The organism is Bhargavaea cecembensis (genome assembly GCF_001619585.1).
GTDB lineage: Bacteria > Bacillota > Bacilli > Bacillales_A > Planococcaceae > Bhargavaea > Bhargavaea cecembensis_A.
Map to the genome: position 1 here is coordinate 1 of NZ_LQNT01000011.1, position 21672 is coordinate 21672.

Sequence of the window (21672 nt, forward strand, 5' to 3'; positions counted from 1 at the left end):
TACTTTAAAGCTGGCATATCTTGCGATATATCCGATATCATTTGTTCCGTTCTCCCGACGGGGTCGGGTTCTGGGAACTCATTTCATCAGCGTTTTGCTGTTCAGTTTTCAAGGTTCATTAGAAATAAAAATGGAGCGGGTGAAGGGAATCGAACCCTCATCATCAGCTTGGAAGGCTGAGGTTTTACCACTAAACTACACCCGCAAAGTGGCGCGCCCGGCAGAAGTCGAATCCACAACCTTCTGATCCGTAGTCAGACGCTCTATCCAATTGAGCTACGGGCGCACATCTTATTAAAATAAATGGTGCGGTAGAGAGGACTTGAACCTCCACGGGATTTAACTCCCACTAGGCCCTCAACCTAGCGCGTCTGCCATTCCGCCACTACCGCATGTGTAAATGTGATTCGGTTTTTAAGAAGCTGTTTTGTTCGCTTTCGTTCCAGCGACAAGATTTATTATATAACCTTGAGCTTGGAAAGTCAACAACTTTTTTCAACTTTTTTAAACCGTTTTTTAAAGGGTGGTGAGCCATGCAGGGCTCGAACCTGCGACCCTCTGATTAAAAGTCAGATGCTCTACCAACTGAGCTAATGGCTCGCATATCATCCTTCAGCCATTGGCTTCAGAATAAATGGCGGTCCCGACGGGAATCGAACCCGCGATCTCCTGCGTGACAGGCAGGCATGTTAACCGCTACACCACGGGACCACCTATGTATGAAAGGGAATTTCCGGACGGTCCGGCAAGCCTGCCGTCCGTTCCCTTTATGATGACCCCTACGGGATTCGAACCCGTGTTACCGCCGTGAAAGGGCGGTGTCTTAACCGCTTGACCAAGGGGCCATATTCAGTGTCTCAAGACCGCTCAGCCGCTCAGGCTTTCGTGTGATCTCTTGTCGACTTGTCCTATTATAGGGGGCATACGAAAAAACGTCAACACTTTTCGCCAAGTTTTTTATAAAAATATCAAAACCCTTACCAGACAACGGTTTTCCGCTGTCCTGCAAGGGCTATTCCTTCAACTCTCTTCGACTTTTTGAATGCGTCCCCGACATTTTCCGCAACGGTAGCGGCTCGTGTCCATCCGGATTTTCCTCATATACGTCTGGCCGCAATCCGTACAGCGGTACTGGTGCCTCGCTTTCCTCCTGGCCGGTTCCCTGATGACCGAACAGTGTCTCGGCGCTCTGGTCTGCCTTAGCAGTTCCCGGAAGTCCCTGTCCCGGTGACGGTATCCCTTCCCTTCTATATGAAGGTGATAATGGCACAGCTCATGTTTGATGATGCCGGTCAGCTCATCCAGGCCGTACTTCCTGTAGGCTTCCGGATTGATTTCGATGTCATGGTCGTGGAGCCGGTACCTGCCGCCCGTGGTCCGGAGCCTCGGGTTAAAGTATACCCTGTGGCGGAACGGGCGCCCGAACGATTCCTGTGAAATCGATTCGGTCAGAAGCTGGAGTTCCCGTTCATCCACGGCGGCTTCCGCTCCCCTTCTTTTCTGCAGGATCGATCATCGTCAGCGAGATCTTCGAGGCGGCCGGGTCGACCGATTCAATCCATACTGCCACGGTGTCCCCCGGCTGCACAATTTCTCCCGGGTCATTTACGCGTACAGGAGCCATTTTGGAAATATGGACGAGTCCGTCTTTCTCTGCCCCCACGTCAACAAATGCACCATATGGCTGCAGCCGGCGCACGTGTCCCTTCACTTGAGTACCCGGCTCAAGTTCGGTGAGTTTTTTTACATTGCGTTTTCTTTCCTTCGGCTGGCGTTTCCGCTCTTCTGCCCGCTTCTTCTTTTCTTCTTCCTCCGCGGGGCTGAGCATGGTGAGGGAAATCCGTCCTTTTTCCCGGTCAACGTCATCAATGATGACCGCGACGACGTCCCCGGGCGCCATCATATCCAGCGGATGGCGGACACGGCCGGTGCTCATTTTCGTTACATGGAGCAGGCCATCCTCTCCGACCCCAATATCGATAAATGCACCAAAGTCCACGACGTTGCGCACTGTCCCTTCCATCTCCATGCCGCGCTTCAGGTCCTTGAGCGTCAGCACTTCCTTCCTTAGGAGAGGCTGCGGGAATTCATCCCGCGGGTCGCGGTTCGGGCGGCTCAGCGTCTCAATGATGTCCCGGACGGTCACTTCCCCCGCTCCGGAAGCTGCAGCCACTTCCTCTGCATTCAGTTTGGCCAGTGCTTCCGCAGCATGCTCCGTTCCGATTTCCTTCTTATCCAATCCTGCCGCCTGCAGGATCTCTTCCGCAAGACCGTAGCTTTCCGGGTGAACACCTGTTGCATCCAAAGGGTTTTTCGCTCCCGGGACGCGCAGGAAGCCGATCGCCTGCTCATATGTCTTGGCACCGAGGCGGGGCACTTTTTTCAATTGTGTCCGGGAGCTGAACCGTCCGAGCTCGTCACGGGCCGCCACGATATTGTCCGCAACCGTGCGGGACAGGCCGGATACGTGCTGCAGGAGTGACGCGGATGCCGTGTTCACATCGACGCCCACCCGGTTTACCGCAGTCTCGACGACAAAGTCCAGCTGCTCCCCGAGATTCTTCTGGGAGACGTCATGCTGATACTGGCCGACCCCGACCGATTTCGGCTCGATCTTCACCAGTTCCGATAAAGGGTCCTGCAGGCGGCGCGCAATTGACACGGCGCTTCTCTGCTCGACCTGAAGATCCGGAAATTCGCGGCGCGCTTCGTCCGACGCGGAATAGACACTTGCCCCCGCTTCATTCACAATCACATACGACGCTCCGCCGTCCGCCTCCTTCAGGCAGTCTGCGATAAACTGCTCGGTTTCGCGGGATGCTGTTCCATTGCCGATTGCAATGATCGATACCGGGTACTGACGGAGAAGTGTGAGCACTTTATTTTTCGCGCCTTCCGTATCCGACGACGTATGAGGATAGATGACGCCAAGCTCAAGCAGACGGCCGGTATCGCTCACGACAGCCAGCTTGCAGCCGGTCCGGTACGCAGGGTCCACGCCGAGGACGGTCTTGCCTCTCATCGGGGGCTGCAGCAGGAGTCGCTTCAGGTTCTCTGAAAAGATCATGATGGCCTGTTCTTCCGCCTTCTCGGTCAGTTCACCACGGATCTCCCTTTCGATGGACGGAAGGAGAAGACGCTTGAAAGCGTCGGCCGCCGCCTCTGCCGCTTCGGCTGCCGCAGGGGAGCCCGGGCGGCGCACGTAAGAGCGGCGGATATCTTCGACGAGACGCTCTTCCGGAGCTGCAACAGACACCTTCAGTACGCCCGTCTTTTCGCCGCGGTTCACCGCAAGGACACGGTGAGGCTTGATCTGCCTGATCGGCTCTTCATATTCATAGTACATCTCAAAGACGCCTTTCGGATCTTCGGCATCTTTTTTCCGGTTTGTAACGATCAGTCCATCACGCCGGATCGCGCCACGGATCCTGTCGCGGACCGATGCATCATCCGAGATTCGCTCCGCAATGATGTCCCGTGCACCGGCAAGTGCCGCCTCTGCATCAGGCACCTCTTTATCCGCATTGATAAATTGGCTGGCCAGGTCAGCGGGACGCTCCTTCGTGTCAGAGAGTAGCAGGTCGGCAAGCGGCTCGAGCCCGCGTTCTTTTGCCGCAGTCGCCCGGGTCTTCCGCTTTTTCTGATAAGGGCGGTACAAGTCCTCCACCCGCTGCAGCACATCAGCACCGCGGATCGCTTTTTCCAGATCGCCGTCCAGTTTCCCCTGTTCCGAAATGATGCGGATGACTTCCTCTTTCCGCTCCTCCAGCTGGGCGAGATATCGGTGGGCGTCTTCGACCGCCTTGATCTGCACTTCATCGAGTTCGCCCGTCGCTTCTTTCCGGTAGCGGGCGATAAACGGTACGGTCTTGCCCTCACCGAGCAGACCGATCACCGCCTGGGCCTGTGCCGGCCGCACACCTGCACGCGCCGCCGTGTTCTGGATCAATTCTCTTTCCTGCATCACTCTCACCCTTTCGTTCCAATGCTCTACCCGTCCACTTTATCATAAACGGCTCTGCATACCGCAGATTGCCCCATGCCGGTATTCACTTGAGAGAATCGCACCGTTTCAATCCCGTTTGGACCCGAATGTGAAGCAAGCCGTTCCGAATGTGAAGAATACGGCTCTGAATGTGAAGAAAAGCAATTGCCGGCCCCAGCCGACTTAATTTCAAAACAAAAAACCTGCTCCGCAGGTTCAGCGGAGCAGGCATCCTGCGATATACGTCGCATCATCGCCGTGCTTGAGGGTTTCAAACACTTTCTCATAAAGTTCATACGGGCCTGCACTGTTTTGCATGAATGCCTTCGGGCTTCGGATATCGACGCCGTCTGAGTGCAGAAGGAAAAGGTCTCCCGGGCCGTACCCATAGCCCTGTGTGCGGAGTTTCTGCGGGCGTCCGGACAAATAGCCCATCACCGGCAGCGGATAGATCATCTTGTCATCCGAACGCCGGTACAGATAAAACCGCACGTTGCCGACACAGCTGTATTCAATCGTGGACGTCTTGAAATACGCCTTAATGATCGCGACGGCCGCTCCCCGCTTCTGATGCATATGCATGTTGCACCGGCTGAGGAGCTGGTCGATAGATTCATCGTGGTGGCGCTCCAGGATCTCCGGAACGATTTCAGCCGATTCCCTCGCAATCGGCCCGTTTCCGAGTCCGTCCGCGATCGCGCACAGGAAATAGTCGTCATTGGTGAAGGTATAGTACACATCGCCCGATTCGTGATTTCCCGGCTTAGCTTCCTGGTAGATGTACGCTTCCACGCGGTCGTCCTTCAGAATCTTCAAGACGACCCACCACCTGCCGCCGCAATGGCTTCCTGCAGTTTTTTGATTGCCTTCCGCTGAAGCCTGGATACGTGCATCTGAGAAATGCCGAGGCGTTCCCCCGCCTCCTTCTGGCTCATCTGTTCGATATATGTAAACTGGATGATCTGCTTTTCGCGCTCGGAAAGGACATTGAGCGCTTCAGCCACGATCAGACGCTGGTCCGTCATTTCGTAGCCGTCATCCGTATCCCCGATAATATCGAACAGAGTGACGGTACTGCCGTCGGAATCCGCCTCAAGCGAATGATCCATGGACAGGGCCTGATAGCTCCTCCCCATTTCCATCGCTTCAAGCACATCGTCTTCTTCCACCTCGAGATAATCCGCAATCTCCTGCACTTTCGGCGATCGCTGAAGCTCATTTGTCAGCGTCTCCGCAGCAGACTTGATTTTCGGGCCGAGTTCCTTGATCCTGCGCGGCACATGGACTGCCCACGTCTTGTCACGGAGGAACCGCTTGATCTCGCCGATGATCGTCGGTACGGCGAATGCCTCAAAACTGCGGCCGTAGTCCGGATCGTAGCGGCGGATGGCGCCAAGAAGACCGAGCATTCCAACCTGTACGATATCTTCGTGGTACGATTTCCCGTTGGAGTATTTGCGGGCGATCGACTGGACAAGCCGCTCATAGTGGAGAACGAGATTTGTCTGTGCTGCCTCATCTCCACTTTCCTGGTATGCCCTGATCCAGTCCAGCACCTGTTCTTTTGCATTGGAATCAGGAGGAGACTGTTTCGACATCCTTTTCCACCTGCTCTCCGCCGAGATATTTGGTCATAAAGACGGTGACCCCTTCATCATGGTGGATTTTAATCTCGTCCATCAGCGTTTCGATCAGGTAGAGGCCGAGACCCCCTTCCCGGAGGAACATGCCCTCTTCATGATCATGATAAGGTCCCACGCTCTTTTTCGTTTCCTCGAAGTCGAAGCTCTGACCATGGTCGGCCACCATGATCTCCATCCGGTCTTCATACAGTGCGCAGCCGACGACGACTTCACCTTCCTCGCCGTCCTTGTATGCGTGCTGCACCGCATTCGTGATGGCCTCGCTCGATGCGATTTTCATGTCCTCGATGTCGTCATACGTGAAGCCGAGCCGGCTTGCGAGGCCGGAGATCGTGAGCCGCGCCACGCCCACATATTGGGCCTTGGCCGGCACACGGATCTCCACGTAGTCATACGGTTGCATCATTGAACCCACCTTTACCTTCTTGTTGTCCTTCAATATCCATGACCTCGACAAGTCCTGTGATATCGAACAGCCGCTTGAGCCGCGGCGAAAGCCCGGTGATTTTTACGTGGCCGCCGTTTTCCTTCACCTGTTTGAAGTAACCGACGAAGACGCCGAGCCCCGTGCTGTCCATATATTCTACATCCGACAAATCAATCTCGGCCTTCATGCCTTCTTGAACGGGATGCTCAGCCAGCTTCTCGCGAAGGACCGGAGCCGTAAATGCATCGATTTCACCGACGACTTTAAAATGCTGCACACTGTTTTCCTCACACAAATCAACTTGTAGATTCATTTCCACACCTCTTCTTTAATTTCTCAATCTATAATCCTAAATCCATAATTCCGTTTGAAGACAACATGAAGGCTTTACCCCTTCTGATGAAATTCAAACATCCATTATTCTTTTTTCAAGATTACGAGGGAGAAATCGTCCTGGAGCTGGAACCCCTGCATACGGTCCAATTCCGCGAAAACGTGTTCCGCCATTTCCTGAGCGGGACGGTCCTTCACACTGCTGATGATCTCGAGGATGGTGTCCTTTTCGACAAAGCCCTCGGGTGTCCGTGCTTCGGTCACCCCGTCGGTCATGATGGCGATGAAATCATCACGGTCCAGGACCACACTTCCCTCCTCATATCGGGCTTCCGGCGATACACCGAGAAGAAGCCCTTTGGCATCAAGCTCCACAAAACGGTTTTCCGACGCCCGGTAATGGAGTGCCGGCTCATGCCCGGCAGATGCATAGGAGAACGTGGAGCTCTTAGCGTCATAGCGGCCGTACATCATGGTCACGAACATCGAGTCGTTGACGCTTTTTTCGACGATCCGGTTGATGACCGAAAGAACGCCGGATGGCCCGTCGGACGAGTGGCTGGCACTGTCCATGCCGAATTTGACCATCGACATGCAGAGAGCGGCCGGAATGCCCTTGCCCATAACATCGGCGACGGCCACGCCCGCCTCATCCATATCGTTTCCTACAAAGTAGATATAATCCCCGCTCATCGTACGGGACGGTACGGTCACATAGCCGAGATCCATGCCTTCGACGACCGGGATCTTCGTTTTGAGAAGCGTCTCCTGGACCTTCGAAGCCACTTCCATCTCCAGTTGCATTTCTTCCTGACGCTTGACGAGAGACTGATGTTCTTTCAGCGCGAGGCCGTAGCGGATCATCATTTCGATGAGGAAATCGAAAGAATGCCAGACTTTCGATGGAAGGCCCGGCAACACATCCTTGAGGGCGGATTTATGTATGCTGATGACCTCCTCAGGCGAAATGTCCTGCTCGATCAGCTTGCGGCTGAATGCCTCTCCCATATATAAGTTCTGTTCTGATTGGTTCTCCAGGTACTGCCTCAAAATCTCTTTATATTCTTTTTCCGTCTGCTGAGGCATATAAATTCATCCCCCTGTCAGCGGAGCCATTTGATTGCGGTGATCTTTGTGCCTTTGCCGCGTTCGGTATCAATCCGAAAATCGTCCATCAGACGTTTGACTCCCGGCATACCGGCACCGAGTCCCCCGGAAGTCGAATATCCGTCTTCCATCACTTTTCTTACATCGGGGATGCCCGGGCCTTCGTCGGAAGCAATGATGGCAATTCCGAACAGACCGTCTTCGTTCAGACGTTCGATCTCGATCTTTCCGGCTCCTGCATATAAATATATATTTCTTGCGAGTTCACTGATTGCTGTCGTAATACGGGCCTGGTCAACGGTGCCGAAGCCGACTTTCTTTGCTTCGTTCCGGCCCAGCTGCCGCGCAGCAACAATGTCCCATTCCGTATGGATGTCAACTGAAGACCGGTACGCCATCGTCAAGCCTCCAATTCTTGTTGCAGTTTGTCCATTCCGTTTTCGAGATCAAGGGCCGTCATGACATTCTCAAGACGGATTCCGAGTTCGATAAGCGTAATGGCGACGGCCGGCTGGATGCCGGTGATGACAACTTTGGCACCCATGAGGCCGGACATGCTGATCACGTCGCCGAGTACCTTTGCGATAAAGGAATCGATGAAGTCAATCGGCGTCAGGTCAATGACGACACCCTTGGCCGATGTGTCATGCAGCTTTTTCAGAAGATCTTCCTGGAATTGGATTGCAGTCTGGTCGTCCAGTTCCCATTGGAGCGAGACGATCAGGATCTCGTTGAGCTTGAGGATCGGGATACGCATATTCACTGTTCATCCACCTCCACGATTTTTCGATTTGTAAGTGCCAGAGCTTCCTGCATGCCCCGCTGAAGTGTACTGGTCGTCGTAAAGTCTTCAAGGCTGATTCCAAGCGCCACAATCGTCTGGGCGATTTCCGGACGGATGCCGACCAGCATGCAGCGTGCCCCGACGAGTCGGACCGCATCGGCTGCCTGGATGATGTGGTGGGCGACCATCGTATCTACTACGGGAACACTGGTGATGTCGAGCAGCACCACTTCCGCACGTTGGCGGACGACCCCCTCCAGAAGGTTTTCCATAATGAGCTTGGCCCGTTCCGTATCAATCGTACCGACGAGCGGCATGACGGAAATCTTGTCGAACACCGGAATCAGGGAAGCCGACAGTTCCTGCAAGGCGATTTTCTGAAGATTGACCGTACGTTCCCAGGTGTGGGAATACATTTCGACGACTTCCTGCCGGAGCGGCTTGATCCAGTTGTTCAGGATATCGAAGTACTCGGCCACATTGCTGTCATCCAGGATTTCGGCCTTCCGAAGAAGATCATAGAGCGTATCCGAGAAGTTCTCAATCGCCTTCATGACGAGCGAAATCGACCAGCCGAGCCGGACGATACGTTCGGAAAAGTTATGAAGCTTTTCATCATATTGGTTCGAGTCCTCGGTCAGGCTCGACACGATGAGGTCTGCAAAGTCCCGGCTTGTCCGCTCGATGACCTCTTCCGGCATGATATGAAAGAATTTTTCACCATGCTCATCTTTCATGCGCGTTTTCCAACTGTCGATAATCTCTTCAAGGTGAGTCTCGACAAACTGAGGAACTTTTCTATACATGGCTCTGGTGGCCCCCTTTTACGGACTGTTCTCTTCATTGTAACGAAAATATAGCCGGAACACACTCATTTTGCCGGAGATGAAGATCCATATAAAATTAAGAAATATGGGCAGATCGGAGAATCACGCCATTTGTCCTTTGCCGGAACGGCTTGAATCAACTATCCAGCATAATTATCCCACAAAAGCATCAAACCATCGCATTCCAAATGAAGGGATGCGGAAGTCCTGTTTTCGCAATAATATTACACAAAAAAACCGGCCGGCAATGCCGGTCGGCGTTTTTAGATATGTATGCTTAAAATTTCACCAGTCCGAGGCTGATTTCAAGTGCCTCTTCCACCTGCCGCATCATTTCTTCATCCAAATGCGTAATCTTGTCAGAAAGGCGGGATTTGTCAATTGTCCGGACTTGCTCAAGCAAGACGACGGAGTTTTTGTCCAATCCGTACCGTGCTGCATCGATTTCCACATGGGTGGGCAGTTTGGCTTTCTGTATCTGGGCCGTGATGGCTGCGACGATCACAGTGGGGCTGAACCGATTGCCGATATCGTTCTGAATAACCAGGACGGGTCGTTTCCCGCCCTGTTCAGAACCTTTCACCGGCGACAGATCTGCAAAGAAAATGTCCCCGCGTTTTATGGCCAAAATCTCATCCTCCGATTACGAGTTGCGCCACGCGTGCTCCGCTTCGTATTCCGCGTACAAACATTCGGAAGCGATCGAAAGATTGATCTGCGACATCTCCACGTAGCCTTTGACGATGGCTTCCCGTATAAGATTTGGTTGTTCTTTCCGTGTCTTCCGGGTCGTCGTCAGATAGACGTACCCATCCTGTTCCGCCTGGTCGTAGGCAACGGAATCCCCATCACACTGAAGCATCCTCTTCGGGATCTTCACTACGACTTCTTTTGTCTCTTTCTCTGCCACAGCAAACACCTCCGACGCAGCCATTCAACAAATTTCTATCCCATCATACCATCGGATAGACCTGTTGAAAAGACACGTTCGGAAAGAATGCGACAAAATCCCTGCCGTCCGGGGCTGCATCTGTCGGATATTGTCGGGCCGTGTTGCGGTTAGTATTCCCCGAGTTCGTTCAAATAAACTCTCGGAATCCGCTTCGACAGGGTGACGACGACCTCGTATGGAATGGTCCCGAGCCGTTCCGCCCATTCATCCGGCCGGATCTCCTCCCCGCCCTGGCTTCCGAGCAGTACAACGGGTTCTCCGGGTGCCATTTCACGCGGCAGCCGGACCATGCACTGGTCCATGCAGATGCGGCCGACCACCGGACAGCGGCGTCCGCCGATCAGTACGTCCTGACCGCCCAGGCCCCTGAGAAGTCCGTCCGCGTAGCCGATCGGGAGCGTCCCGATCCACTCATCGCCCGACGCCCGGTAAGTCGCCCCGTAGCTGACGGTGTCACCCCGGCTGATCCTCTTCACATGGACGAGTTCAGTCGAAAGCGTCAGCGCCGGGCTGAGAGGGAATGGCAGCCGATCCCCGACAAAGCCGGACGGGGCAATGCCGTACATCGAGATGCCGAGGCGCACCGCATCGAACTTGCACTCAGGATGCATGAAGGCGGCCGCGCTGTTTGAAGCGTGCACGAGCCGCGGCCGCTCCGGAAGCATTGACACGGCTTCCCGGAATCCTGATGCCTGCTTTCTCCACACTTCATTGTCCGGCTCGTCTGCTGTCGCAAAATGGGTGAAGATCCCGTCAACCAGGATTTTTCCGGCCCTGGCGGTCTTGTGCATCCGGAGCAGGTCTTCACCGCTTCGGACGCCGAGCCGGCCCATCCCTGTGTCGACCTTCAGATGGACCCGGAGCGGACGTCTGAAATCAGGCGCATCGGCGGCCACCTCCTCCATCCAGGCCGGCGAGTCCGCAGTGATGATGATGTCCTTTTCCGCTGCGACACGCGCGAACGGAACAGGGGAGGCGCCCAGTAGCAGAATGTCTGCTTCCAGGCCCGCCTCCCTGAGTTCCACCGCTTCTTCCGGAGTGGCGACCGCGAGCATCAATGCCCCCGCTTCAAGCGCCGCCTCTGCAATCCGGACGGCGCCGTGGCCGTAGCCATCCGCCTTGACGACGGCGATCACGCCGGTGTCCGGACCGGCGATGCGCGCCGTGTTCCGGACATTTTCCCGGATCGCCTCCAGATCAACGGCCAACACTGTAGGCCGTCCCCAATTCATCTGTTCCATTTCCCCGTTCTCCCTTCCGAGTTGCCGGATGTCTTTATCTTTTTCATTATCCGCCCGGAGGGAGAATACCGTCAATACACCAAGGTTACTTCTGTTCCGCTTCGATCATCGATGTTGCGACTTCCACCATTTCCTCTCGGGACAGGCCGTTCGAGGCGAGGAAGTAGGACACGCCGCCCTGCTCCCAGCTGACCGAGTTGTCTGTGATTGCACCGATTGTGAAGCCGAGGTGTGCCGGATCCCCTTCCGCGAATACCGGAACGAGCGCTTCCTGAGGAGACTTTGCCTGCTGCTGGACGATGACAAACTCTTTTTCACCGCCATAAGTCAGGTAAACCCGCTTTTCTTGGCCGTTGCCGACAACTTCTTCCTCAAGCAGGTCGACGCCCTCCCATTTCAGCAGCGGATAGGATGTGCGGAATTCCTCACCATCCAATTCGGCACCCGCTTCTTCATCTCCTTCTTCCTTGCCTTCCTCATCCGATGCATCGTCCTGCTCTTCCGTGGTGCCTTCCTGCTCTTCATTGGTGCCTTCCTGGTCTTCGCCTTCAGCCTCTTCTTCCGAAGTTACGGCGTCATCCGCGGATCCTTCCGCGCCCTCCGTTGCCTTCGAATGCTTTTCTACCGCATAATCGCCGGCACCGCGCTCCGTGCCGAGAGAAATTTTCTCAAATGTGATTTTCATCTGTTCTTCTTTGTTTTCGTTCAGCACCGACACCTTCACAGGGAGGAGCGATTTCTTGTCGATGTGAATCCGCTGATAAGGGAGCATTTTCCGGTGGTTATTCCGGGTGACTGTCTCGAAGACGTACTCCTTGTCTTCTTCCTTCATCACCGCATCCTTGTCCGCCCGGATGTCTTCTGCAAGCGCACCGATCAGGTAAGCCTGGCTGTTTTTCTCCGGCCAGTCGCTCTGGAACTTGTACGTCTTTCCGATCGACGGCGTCACGACAAATACTCCATCCTTGTTGCGGAGAATCATCTGGGACTCCTTGGAGCCCTGCTGGGCCACATTGACCCGGTAGTAGTCCGGCTTCGTATGCCACACTTCCACGTCGTACAGCCTTGGCTCATCGCCGGTCTTGATCTCCATGACGGCAGTGAGTTCATAGCCTTTTGCATCCGTCCATTTACCGCTCAGCTTTTTCATAACGTCTTCCTTCGACTGTGACCCGCATGCTGCAAGCATTAAAGCGAGCACGATGAGCATTCCTGCGAATATCCGGCTCCGCAATTCCTTCACCCTTTCTCATTTCGCTCCTGTGGAACATCCTATGAGAGAGGGGCCGGGTTTATTCGGACAGGGCTGCCGGGAATCCGGTGAGAACAACCTGGGCGGCTGCATACTCATGCGTATGGGTAATCGACACGAATCCCGGAGCAGGCTCGCCCCTGAAGTAAAGCACCGGCCTGCCTGTACCGTCCGGCAACACACTGATGTCACCGAATGCGCATGACGAACCGATACCGGTCCCAAGCGCTTTCGCAAACGCCTCCTTGGCAGCAAATCGCCCGGCGAGATACTCGGTCCGCCTGGTGCCGCCAAGTTGTTCATACCTCTCCAATTCTTCCCTGCCCAGGATCCTCCTGCGGAAACGGCTGTTCCGGGCGTCTGCCTGCCTGATTCTGTCCATTTCCACGATATCGAGCCCGATTCCGGTGATCATCTGTTCTCCCCGCTTTCTGGACCGCGCCAAACGCGGTATACTGTTCTTATGTAAATTGAGGTGAAACCATGTTTATCAGAATAGAAAGCTTCTCCGAGTACATCCGGTTCTACCCGGTCGTCTCGGCGCTGATCGCGATCAACGTGATCATCTACATCCTGACCATCCTTCCCGGCATCGGCGACCTGATCATGTTTTACGGCATGGGCATCAACCGGCTGATTGCGGCCGGCGACTGGTGGCGCTTTATCACACCGATGTTCCTGCACGCGGGTCTCATGCATGTCCTTTTCAACATGTTCGCCCTGTTCCTGTTCGGTCCTGAGCTTGAACGGCTCGCCGGCAAGGTACGGTTCCTGAACCTGTTTTTCCTGGCAGGCCTGTTCGGCAACGTGGCCTCCTATTTCCTGCATGACGGCTCCTACGCCTATGTCGGCGCAAGCGGCGCCATTTATGGAATCTTCGGCGCGTTCGGTGCATTCCTTTACCAGACGAAAGGCGCGTTCCCCCAGATCCGCCAGATCATCCTTCCGATCATCGTCATCAGCGTCATTATGACGTTCTTGACTCCGAACATTAATATCACTGCCCACCTGACGGGCCTGGCCGTCGGCTTCCTCGTCGGCCTCAGCTACTTCCACCCGAAGAATATCACAAGCTGGCGCAAGAAGCGCCGCTGAAGTGCCTTTGCCCCGCATTGCGGGGTTTTTTCTTGCCCTCAGGGCCTTCCGGCTGAAATCCTCCTGTCTTATTCCCTACTTATCCGGTAGAATTAGATTGGTTTGTTCATGCCAGACACTTATATTCAACATGATTAATGGGGAGTGATTGATTCCGTGAGCTATCAACTTGGAATTTTGGATCAGAGTCCGGTATTTCCGGAGGCTTCTGCAGAACATGCCCTGCAGCAGACGGTACGGCTTGCTCGACATGCGGACGAGTGGGGATACAGCCGTTTCTGGGTGTCTGAGCACCATGACTCCCCGGATGTCGCTGGTTCGTCGCCGGAAGTGCTGATCTCCCATCTGTTGGCGCTAACCGAATCCATCCGGGTCGGATCGGGCGGCGTCATGCTCCAGCATTACAGCCCCTATAAGGTTGCAGAAAACTTCCATCTGATGTCCGCGCTTGCTCCGGGGAGGGTCGACCTCGGAGTCGGAAAGGCGCCCGGTGGCCTTCCTCTATCCACGAAGGCCCTTCAACACGGTACAGTCAATGACGGCACAGACTTTGAGAGCAGACTGAGCGATCTGATGCAGCTGATCCGGAATGACCTGCCCGGGAATCATCCGCTTGCAGGCGTCCGGGCAACCCCGGTCCCGTCGGAAATGCCTGATGTCCATTTGCTGTGCGCCAGCCCGGATAGCGCAAAACTTGCAGCCAGACTCGGAATCGGCTTTGTGTTCGCTTTGTTCATCAACAACAATCGCGGTGTTCTTGAAAAAGCGGCTGCCGCATACCGTGAACTTCATCCTGGCGGAACGTTTATCGCTGCCGTCCATGTTCTTGCAGCTCCCACGCAGGAAGAAGCCGAGGAACTTGCAGGGGACTATAAAATCATCAAAGTCCATCTTAAAAATGGCCGTTCGTTCACGGTGACGTCCGCCGAATCGGCCCATTCATTCGGCAGGCAGGCCGGCGTGCCTTATGAAGTTGAGGAGCTGGAGGCCGACATCATTGCAGGGACACCCGAATTTGTTAGGGAGGAATTGGCCCGGCTCCATGAGTCTCATCACATTGATGAATTCATCCTCCATACGGCACTGCCGAGAGAAAAAGAGCGGTTCCGCTCCTTCCGGCTGCTCAGCCCGGCCTCGGTTGGTACAGCGGCCACTTCCACAGAAAAATCTGAAACTTCCCGTTGACTTTGCCTTCTGCTCTGCTATACTGTTCCACAAGCTGAAAAATTCATAATGTTGTTTCTTATCAAGAGAGGTGGAGGGACTTGGCCCTGCGAAACCTCAGCAACCAGCAAACCGCGGTTTGTATGGTGCTAACTCCGGAAGGACGGATCCGTCCTGAAGATGAGAAAACAGTCCGACAGCAGAGCGCGCATGCGCTTCGGTCAGGCTCTTCTCTCATTCTTTTAAATGGGAGAAGGGCCTTTTTCAATTCCTCATCCTTTCCGGAAGTTTTTCAGCTGAAACATCTGCCTCACTATCTGTTTCATCAACTGATCTGTCAAAGAAAGGATGATTAACATGACCGAAATCGTCATCATCTCAGGCAGCCCGAGTGCTGCCTCCCGTTCAGAGCGAGTGCTCGGCTACCTGGGCGGGCTGCTTGAAGACAAACATTTTACCGTTACCCACCTGAGTGTGCGCGACATCCCTGCAGAAGTCCTCTTTTCCGCCGACTTCAGCCATCCGTCCGTGGCCGACGCAGCAACGAGGATCCGCAACGCGAAGGGAGTCATCGTCGGCTCCCCCGTTTACAAGGCATCGTATTCCGGCGTTTTAAAAGCCTTTATCGATCTCCTGCCGCAGGATGTGCTGGAATCGACGCCCGTCCTGCCGCTCATGACCGGCGGCAGCCCGGCCCATCTGCTCGCCCTCGAATATGCGCTGAAGCCGCTTCTTTCTACACTGAAGGGGCATGCCCTCAAAGGGATTTACCTGACTGATGATGTGATCGACAAGAACCTGGACATCCCGGTTCTTGACGGAGATTGCCTCAACCGTCTCGAGAAGCAGACCGCCTACTTTGCGGAGCTTGTCCGGAAGCAGTACAGCCAGACCCATGTCTGAGCAGGAAAGAAAGGATGAGGACCATGCCGAAAAAACGCATTTACCTGAACGCTTTTGAGATGAACACACCGGGCCACCAGTCACCTGGCCTGTGGGCGCATCCGGATGACCAGTCCCACCGGTATAAGGACAGCGGCTACTGGATCGAGCTTGCACGCATCCTGGAGGAATCGAGATATGACGCCGTGTTCCTCGCCGACGTGCTCGGCACGTACGATGTCTACGGACAATCCCGCGATGCGGCAGTTCGCCAGGGCGCCCAATCTCCGGTCAACGATCCGACCCTTGTCGTCCCACTCATGGCTGCTGTCACGAACCATCTCGGTTTCGGCGTCACCGCATCCGTCAGCCACGAACATCCTTATACTTTTGCCCGACGCCTCTCGACGCTAGACCACCTCACGAATGGCCGTGTCGGCTGGAACATCGTCACATCCTATCTGAAGAGTGCTGCGCTGAATATGGGACTGGACGGACAGGTATCCCATGATGAGCGCTACGATATCGCGGAAGAATACCTGGAAGTGTGCTACAAGCTCTGGGAAGGCAGCTGGGAGGACGACGCAGTGAAAGTCGATAAGGTGAACCGCGTCTATACGGACCCTTCGAAGGTGCACGACATCCGGCATGAAGGCAAGTATTTCAAGGTTCCGGGGGCACACCTTTCCGAGCCGTCCAAGCAGCGGACACCGGTGCTGTTCCAGGCAGGCGCATCCTCAAAAGGCCGTGCGTTCGCCGGCAGGCACACCGAACTCGCCTTTATCGGCGCACCTACGAAAAACGCGGCCAGGCAGACCGTCACGAGGCTGCGGGAAGCGGCAGCGGACGCCGGACGCAATCCAGATGAAATCAAGATTCTGACACTCATCACGCCGGTTATCGGACGGACCGAGGAAGAAGCACGCGCAAAATTCGAAGAGTATCAGTCCTACATCTCTGACGAGGGCGCACTGGCCCTGTTCGGCGGCTGGACCGGCGTGGATCTGTCGGGGGCCGATTTGGATGCCGGTGTTGACTATGTCGAGAACGACGCCATCCGCTCCACGCTCGAGACCTTCACGAAAATTGACCCGGAACGCAACTGGACAATTCGCGAGATCATCAAGTCGATCGGCGTCGGAGGTATGGGCACCGCGGTCGTCGGCACACCGGAACAGGTTGCGGATGAGCTCGAGTCCTGGGCCGATGAGACCGGCGTCGACGGCTTTAACATCGCATATGCCCTCGCGCACAAAACGTTCAAGGAATTCGGTGAGTGGGTCATCCCGATCCTCCAGGAGCGCGGCCGCGTGCCAAAAGGATATGAAGGCACTTCTCTCCGCGACAATCTGTTCGGCAACGGCGACCGCCTTCCCGAACACCATCCGGGCAAGCAATTCAGCCTGAAGCCGGAAACCATCTGACCATAGCAAAGCCCCGAAACCGCATCCGGTTCGGGGCTTTTTATCATTCATCGGCACGGATCCGTTTCCGCATCTGGCGGATGGTCTCCAGATGGAGGGCTTCATGATAAAACGAGAACAGCAGTGTCTCGCCGGCCATGCGGAACGTGAGGCCCATCCTGTTTGTAAACGGTTCGGGAAGCGGCTCGTCCAGCCGGCCGGCCCGCAGTTTCTGCAGCCGGTCCGTCTGGGTATCGAGCGCTTCCCGGATCTCGACCAGCGTCGGTGGTGCCCCGGCCCAGTCCGAAGGCTTCGTGCCCGCGGAAAAATAAGACCTGTATTTCTCAGGAAGCTCCATTTCCTCGCCCGCCACTTCCAGGGCGAGCCGTTCCTGAATGAACAGGATATGTCCAAAATTCCAGTGGATGTTGTTGCGATATCCGGCCGGGACAATCCCCGTGATTTCCTCGGGTGTATCGTCCAGGCACTTGAGCGTCAGTTCTCGGACCGTCTGCATATGGCGGAATATCAGATCTTCCAACCGGACCCCTCCTGTCAGAAAAGGCCGCCCGGATCAGGGGCGGCCTGTCTGTATGGGTTTTATTCGCCCTGCGGAGCGGGAGTTCCTTCTGGTGCAACGGAGTCTTTTGAGCGTTTTTGCGGATCATACCAGTCCATCAGACTGTCGGCATCCGCCTCATCGATGTGGCGGATGGGTGCTTCGCTCGGCATGGCACCCGACTTGAAGGCCGCGGTGACCGTGGCGACGTTTCTCCGCTTTTGGAAGATTGTCTGACGTTCCTGCAACGACTGGACGCGCTTTCTGAACACATAGACCGTATGCAGGGTGAATTCACGCCAGCGGACGGTAAGCTGACGGCCGGTGACCGCCCATCCGGCGGAACGGTGCTGCCAGAGCCCCGCAAGGATGATCACCGGAATGATCAGCATCGCAAACAGCCCATACGGGAACAGGAAATAACCTGCCGCAGCAACAAGCGGAAGCACCCAGAAAAAGTGCAGGCGGTAGTAAAACGGCCGGGACCGTTCCGGTATGGGGTTCAGTTCCACAGAGGTTTCGATCTCGGGGAACAGCTCGGCCAGCATGCCGTTTACCTCGTGCTTGCTGACGAGCGGAAACAGCCCGATGGCGGCGCCCCCTTCTTTGGCACTGCCTCCTGCGCTGTGCACCTTGACCGACACATAGCCGAAAAGCTTTTGGAACGGGTTTTCGCTTACGCGTACCGCCTGGATGCGCTTCAGAGGCACGGTGACCCGTTTTTTCTCAAGGAGTCCTCTCGAGATGAACAGATCGTCTCCGTCAAACGACACCGTGAAACCGTAGAAACCAAGGTATGTCCAGGCAACGGACAGCACCCAGCCGACGAGCATCAGGACAAGGACCACCGCGGCAACCATAAATACGCCAAACCGGATAAATGCGACCACTTCATCATAGATCACGTCAAACGGCAGGATGTCGGCGAACTGCGACAAGAAAATCGCAATCCCGGAGAAGATGATGCCGATCCTTCCGGAGAACGTCGCCAGGAGGAAGATCTCTTTCCGGCCCATCCGGAAAAGGGTTTTCGCTTCATCCTCCGGCTCTTCTGCCGGAATTACGGCGACCGCTTCTGTCCCATCCTCCTGCACTTCCTGCATACCGTTACGGCGGCGGCGTTTTGCCTCAGAGATGACCGAGCTCACCCGGTCTGCCTCCGCACGGGTCACCGCCGTCAGGTCCGCTTCTGACCCTTCCAGGACGGAGGAGTTGCCCGCAGTCTCGATCTTCACCTTCACAAGCCCGAACGGCCGGTGGAAAATCCCTTCCGTATAATCGACACTCTGGATCCGTTCAAACGGAATATAGCGCTTTTTCTTTACAAACAGCCCGTGCTCGATGCGGAGTTCGCCGTCCTCGAACCAGTAGACAAACCGTTTCCATTTGATGAAGCCGGCAACCGCAGTAAACACGACAAATGCACCAAAGATCAGGATGGTTAGGTTATCCAGCCAGAAATTCCCCGAACGTTCCCGTCCGATTCCGTTCGCCACAACGATGACGAGCAGCGGTATGATCGCTTCCTTCAGCGTCTTCAGTAGTTCAATGACAGCAGTGACCCAGTGCAGCCTATTTTTCTCAGACATCATCTTCCGCCACCCTCGCGAGCACGGAGATCCGGCTCCTTAGCTCGTCGGCTTCCTCCATCTGGAGCGCCGGGACCTCGTGGTTGGTCGCAGCCGTTGACACGGTAATGCCCGAGAGGCCGTATTTCCGGAGAATCGGGCCCTGGCTCGTGTCAACGTGCTGAACCCGAACCATCGGCACGAGCGTTCGCTTCACGATGAACAGGCCGTGCTGCAGCTCGATCTCTGTCTCCCGAACTTCATACCGCCAGCGTTGCCAGCGAATCTTCGGAAACAGGAAAATGAGCAGATAAGCCGCAAGAATGACTGCCGCGGCAGATACGATATAAATCCAGATCGGACCTTCGAATATGTAGGCAAGTACGCTTGCCGCAATTGCGGGAGCCAGAACGATCAGCGTATAGAAGATTCCATGGATCCTCCAGACGGTCAGCCCTTTTTCCGAAATGCGGTTTGCCGGTTCTCTTCTCATCCGGTTCACCCCTTCTTTGACTTCTTTCTATTGTATACGGAAACGGCGGGAAAACGTTTCATATTCGAAGATTAAAAGAAGAATGCATTGCGCAGAGGCGGTTCGTCAGTTTCAACGTCCAGTTCGTCACTTTCGAAGACGGATTCGTCACTTTCGGATGGCGATTCGTCACTTTCCGCTCCCCATTCGTCACTTTCGGAAGACGAATCGTCACTTTCGCATATATGACAAAAAACCCGGAAAGCCATGTCGGCTTTCCGGGTTCTGTACGTATCTTATCGGTTGCGCGGGCGTCCGCCTGGGCGGCGTCCGTCGCGACGGCGGCTGCTGTCGCGGTTGTACCCGCCACTGCGGCCGGAGCCGCTGCGGCCTTTGTAGCCGCCGCTGCCACTGCGGCCGCCACCGCGGTTTCCACCGCGGAACGGAAGTGGTTTTTCTTCCGTGATCTTAACCGGCGTATCATCCGGTTCACGGGTGAGCGATTTGATCGCTGCTGCGATGAGGTCAATGGCGTCGTTGTCCTGCAGCATTTCTTCTGCAAGGATGCGATAGTCATTAAGCTCGTTTTTCTCAACAAGTTCCTTGAGCTGGCTGACGGCAAGCTTCTGCTGGCCTGCCAGTGCTTCGTCCTCGGATGGCGGGCGAAGAGGGGTCATGCGCTTCTTCGTTGTTTCTTCAACCGTGCGGAGGTATCCCATCTCACGCGGTGTGACGAATGTGACGGCAACGCCGCTCTTGCCTGCACGGCCGGTACGGCCGATGCGGTGGACGTAGCTTTCAGGATCCTGAGGGATATCGAAGTTGTAGACGTGCGAGACGCCCGAGATGTCAAGCCCGCGGGCTGCGACGTCAGTGGCAACGAGGATATCGATCTTGCCTTCTTTGAACTGGCGGAGAACCGACAGGCGCTTCGCCTGTGTCAGGTCACCGTGAATGCCTTCCGCAAGATAGCCGCGGAGGTTGAGTGCCTGTGCCACTTCATCCACACGGCGCTTCGTGCGGCCGAAGATGATGGCGAGTTCAGGCGGGTGTACGTTCAGCAGGCGGGTAAGCGCGTCGAACTTCTCGCGTTCCTGCGCCTTCACGAAGTACTGCTCGATGTTCTCGACTGTCATTTCCTTTGCCTTGATCCGCACTTCTGCCGGCGACTTCATGTAATTGTCCGCAATTTTGCGGATCGGACCAGGCATCGTTGCGGAGAAGAGGAGCGTCTGGCGCTCGCTCGGGACGTTCTCGAGGATCGCGTTGATGTCCTCGATAAAGCCCATGTTCAGCATTTCGTCCGCTTCGTCGAGGACGAGTGTTTCCACACCGTGAAGTTTCATCGTGCCGCGTTTGATGTGGTCGAGGATCCGTCCCGGTGTACCGACGACGATCTGCGGACGGTTGCGCAGTGCACGGATCTGGCGTCCGATTTCCTGTCCGCCGTAGACGGAGAGGATGCGGGCACGCTTGCCGTAGCCGATGCGGTAGATTTCTTCGGATACCTGGATGGCGAGTTCGCGGGTCGGTGCAATGATCAGAGCCTGGATATCCGGATTCTGCGTGTCGATCTTCTCGATGATCGGTACGCCGAATGCTGTTGTCTTACCTGTACCCGTCTGTGCCTGGCCGATGACGTCCTTGCCTTCCTGTGCAAGCGGAATCGTCTCTTCCTGGATTGGTGTCGCCTCTTCAAACCCCATGCGTTCGAGTGAAAGCTGTGTGGAGTCACTGATGTTCAGATCAGAAAACTTTGTCAAATGTGTCAATCTCCTTATCCTTCATGTGATCATTGGATCCATTTTCAAATGAAGTCCGGCATGCCGTGCCGTTTCGGAGTTTTTCAGTGTTGCCCGCCATTCCGCGGCAAGGCAGTGCGCTCGAAAAGTTCCGGTTGCTGCCGGGCGGTCCGACCGGAGAGGAACACGCCCTTCAACCGAACCGTTTCAAAAAAAACAACTCTTCCTCAAAAACG

General features: G+C 55.4%; 22 protein-coding genes, 6 tRNA genes, 2 pseudogenes and 1 riboswitch. Of the genes and pseudogenes, 4 read left to right on the plus strand and 26 right to left on the minus strand.

The genetic code is table 11. From position 1 onward, the window contains the following. Nucleotides 1–131: 131 nt before the first annotated feature. The 22 genes and pseudogenes from AV656_RS10550 to acpS form a co-directional block, all read right to left on the minus strand. Nucleotides 132–205: transfer RNA gene (locus AV656_RS10550), tRNA-Gly, on the minus strand. Between the two features lie 4 nt (nucleotides 206–209). Beyond that, nucleotides 210–286: transfer RNA gene (locus tag AV656_RS10555), tRNA-Arg, on the minus strand. A gap of 18 nt (nucleotides 287–304) precedes the next feature. Then, a tRNA-Leu gene (locus AV656_RS10560) sits at nucleotides 305–392 on the minus strand. A gap of 132 nt (nucleotides 393–524) precedes the next feature. Next, nucleotides 525–600, minus strand: a tRNA-Lys gene (locus AV656_RS10565). Nucleotides 601–635: 35 nt separating this feature from the next. Continuing rightward, nucleotides 636–711, minus strand: a tRNA-Asp gene (locus AV656_RS10570). Between the two features lie 62 nt (nucleotides 712–773). Continuing rightward, nucleotides 774–845: transfer RNA gene (locus AV656_RS10575), tRNA-Glu, on the minus strand. Between the two features lie 175 nt (nucleotides 846–1020). Further along, the gene (locus AV656_RS10580) at nucleotides 1021–1476 is read right to left on the minus strand and encodes a SprT family protein (RefSeq protein ID WP_063181746.1); all 456 of its coding nucleotides are present in this window, start codon (nucleotides 1474–1476) and stop codon (nucleotides 1021–1023) included. Further along, nucleotides 1469–1828 carry a S1 RNA-binding domain-containing protein gene (locus tag AV656_RS16735; protein ID WP_419865560.1) on the minus strand — a complete coding sequence of 120 codons (360 nt, stop codon included), beginning with the start codon at nucleotides 1826–1828 and terminating at the stop codon, nucleotides 1469–1471. Before AV656_RS16735 ends, AV656_RS10580 begins: the two co-directional genes overlap by 8 nt. Continuing rightward, nucleotides 1811–3964: pseudogene (locus tag AV656_RS10585) on the minus strand (Tex family protein); the annotation flags it as partial. The gene AV656_RS16735 and the pseudogene AV656_RS10585, both read right to left, overlap by 18 nt. A 237-nt stretch (nucleotides 3965–4201) precedes the next feature. Next, the gene (locus tag AV656_RS10590; protein WP_063181750.1) at nucleotides 4202–4801 is read right to left on the minus strand and encodes a PP2C family serine/threonine-protein phosphatase; all 600 of its coding nucleotides are present in this window, start codon (nucleotides 4799–4801) and stop codon (nucleotides 4202–4204) included. Then, nucleotides 4798–5583, minus strand: coding sequence for an RNA polymerase sigma factor SigB (sigB, locus tag AV656_RS10595; RefSeq protein WP_063181752.1), 786 nt, complete (start codon nucleotides 5581–5583; stop codon nucleotides 4798–4800). The genes AV656_RS10590 and sigB overlap by 4 nt, the downstream gene beginning before the upstream one ends. Continuing rightward, nucleotides 5561–6031 carry an anti-sigma B factor RsbW gene (gene rsbW, locus AV656_RS10600; protein WP_063181754.1) on the minus strand — a complete coding sequence of 157 codons (471 nt, stop codon included), beginning with the start codon at nucleotides 6029–6031 and terminating at the stop codon, nucleotides 5561–5563. The genes sigB and rsbW overlap by 23 nt, the downstream gene beginning before the upstream one ends. Next, nucleotides 6018–6368, minus strand: a complete 351-nt coding sequence (locus tag AV656_RS10605; RefSeq protein ID WP_063181756.1) for an STAS domain-containing protein — start codon at nucleotides 6366–6368, stop codon at nucleotides 6018–6020. Before AV656_RS10605 ends, rsbW begins: the two co-directional genes overlap by 14 nt. A gap of 104 nt (nucleotides 6369–6472) precedes the next feature. Beyond that, on the minus strand, nucleotides 6473–7474 hold the full coding sequence (locus tag AV656_RS10610) for a PP2C family protein-serine/threonine phosphatase (protein WP_063181758.1): 1002 nt from the start codon (nucleotides 7472–7474) through the stop codon (nucleotides 6473–6475). 17 nt (nucleotides 7475–7491) lie between these two features. Beyond that, nucleotides 7492–7893 (minus strand): anti-sigma regulatory factor, encoded by a 402-nt coding sequence (locus AV656_RS10615; RefSeq protein WP_063181759.1) that lies wholly within the window; start codon nucleotides 7891–7893, stop codon nucleotides 7492–7494. Nucleotides 7894–7895: 2 nt separating this feature from the next. Continuing rightward, nucleotides 7896–8258, minus strand: a complete 363-nt coding sequence (locus AV656_RS10620) for an STAS domain-containing protein (RefSeq protein ID WP_008301458.1) — start codon at nucleotides 8256–8258, stop codon at nucleotides 7896–7898. Next, nucleotides 8255–9085: an RsbT co-antagonist protein RsbRA gene (locus AV656_RS10625; protein ID WP_063181761.1), complete on the minus strand. Its 831-nt coding sequence runs from the start codon at nucleotides 9083–9085 to the stop codon at nucleotides 8255–8257. The genes AV656_RS10620 and AV656_RS10625 overlap by 4 nt, the downstream gene beginning before the upstream one ends. A gap of 298 nt (nucleotides 9086–9383) precedes the next feature. After that, on the minus strand, nucleotides 9384–9734 hold the full coding sequence (locus tag AV656_RS10630; RefSeq protein WP_063181763.1) for a type II toxin-antitoxin system PemK/MazF family toxin: 351 nt from the start codon (nucleotides 9732–9734) through the stop codon (nucleotides 9384–9386). A 4-nt stretch (nucleotides 9735–9738) separates the two neighbouring features. Beyond that, nucleotides 9739–9968: pseudogene (locus AV656_RS10635) on the minus strand (transcriptional regulator). Between the two features lie 197 nt (nucleotides 9969–10165). Continuing rightward, nucleotides 10166–11299 carry an alanine racemase gene (gene alr, locus AV656_RS10640; RefSeq protein WP_063182968.1) on the minus strand — a complete coding sequence of 378 codons (1134 nt, stop codon included), beginning with the start codon at nucleotides 11297–11299 and terminating at the stop codon, nucleotides 10166–10168. A gap of 85 nt (nucleotides 11300–11384) precedes the next feature. Beyond that, nucleotides 11385–12542, minus strand: coding sequence for a LolA family protein (locus tag AV656_RS10645; protein ID WP_419865556.1), 1158 nt, complete (start codon nucleotides 12540–12542; stop codon nucleotides 11385–11387). A 49-nt stretch (nucleotides 12543–12591) separates the two neighbouring features. Further along, a complete protein-coding gene (acpS, locus tag AV656_RS10650; RefSeq protein WP_063181769.1) occupies nucleotides 12592–12966 on the minus strand; it encodes a holo-ACP synthase in 375 nt (124 codons plus the stop codon). Between the two features lie 68 nt (nucleotides 12967–13034). On the opposite strand from acpS, the gene AV656_RS10655 reads away from it, so the two are divergent. From AV656_RS10655 to AV656_RS10670, 4 genes are all read left to right on the plus strand, one after another. Continuing rightward, a complete protein-coding gene (locus AV656_RS10655; protein WP_063181771.1) occupies nucleotides 13035–13646 on the plus strand; it encodes a rhomboid family intramembrane serine protease in 612 nt (203 codons plus the stop codon). Between the two features lie 156 nt (nucleotides 13647–13802). After that, nucleotides 13803–14831, plus strand: a complete 1029-nt coding sequence (locus tag AV656_RS10660) for an LLM class flavin-dependent oxidoreductase (protein ID WP_063181773.1) — start codon at nucleotides 13803–13805, stop codon at nucleotides 14829–14831. Between the two features lie 55 nt (nucleotides 14832–14886). Beyond that, a riboswitch (SAM riboswitch) is annotated at nucleotides 14887–14997 on the plus strand. Between the two features lie 170 nt (nucleotides 14998–15167). Beyond that, nucleotides 15168–15713: an NADPH-dependent FMN reductase gene (gene ssuE, locus AV656_RS10665; protein WP_063181775.1), complete on the plus strand. Its 546-nt coding sequence runs from the start codon at nucleotides 15168–15170 to the stop codon at nucleotides 15711–15713. A gap of 23 nt (nucleotides 15714–15736) precedes the next feature. Then, nucleotides 15737–17116, plus strand: a complete 1380-nt coding sequence (locus AV656_RS10670; RefSeq protein WP_063181777.1) for an LLM class flavin-dependent oxidoreductase — start codon at nucleotides 15737–15739, stop codon at nucleotides 17114–17116. A 43-nt stretch (nucleotides 17117–17159) separates the two neighbouring features. On the opposite strand, the gene AV656_RS10675 is transcribed toward AV656_RS10670, so the two are convergent. From AV656_RS10675 to AV656_RS10690, 4 genes are all read right to left on the minus strand, one after another. Continuing rightward, nucleotides 17160–17636 carry a DinB family protein gene (locus tag AV656_RS10675; protein WP_063181779.1) on the minus strand — a complete coding sequence of 159 codons (477 nt, stop codon included), beginning with the start codon at nucleotides 17634–17636 and terminating at the stop codon, nucleotides 17160–17162. Between the two features lie 59 nt (nucleotides 17637–17695). Next, nucleotides 17696–19243 (minus strand): PH domain-containing protein, encoded by a 1548-nt coding sequence (locus AV656_RS10680; RefSeq protein WP_197462247.1) that lies wholly within the window; start codon nucleotides 19241–19243, stop codon nucleotides 17696–17698. Next, on the minus strand, nucleotides 19236–19715 hold the full coding sequence (locus tag AV656_RS10685; RefSeq protein ID WP_063181783.1) for a PH domain-containing protein: 480 nt from the start codon (nucleotides 19713–19715) through the stop codon (nucleotides 19236–19238). The genes AV656_RS10680 and AV656_RS10685 overlap by 8 nt, the downstream gene beginning before the upstream one ends. Nucleotides 19716–19990: 275 nt before the next feature. Continuing rightward, nucleotides 19991–21457, minus strand: a complete 1467-nt coding sequence (locus tag AV656_RS10690; protein ID WP_063181785.1) for a DEAD/DEAH box helicase — start codon at nucleotides 21455–21457, stop codon at nucleotides 19991–19993. Nucleotides 21458–21672 lie beyond the last annotated feature (215 nt).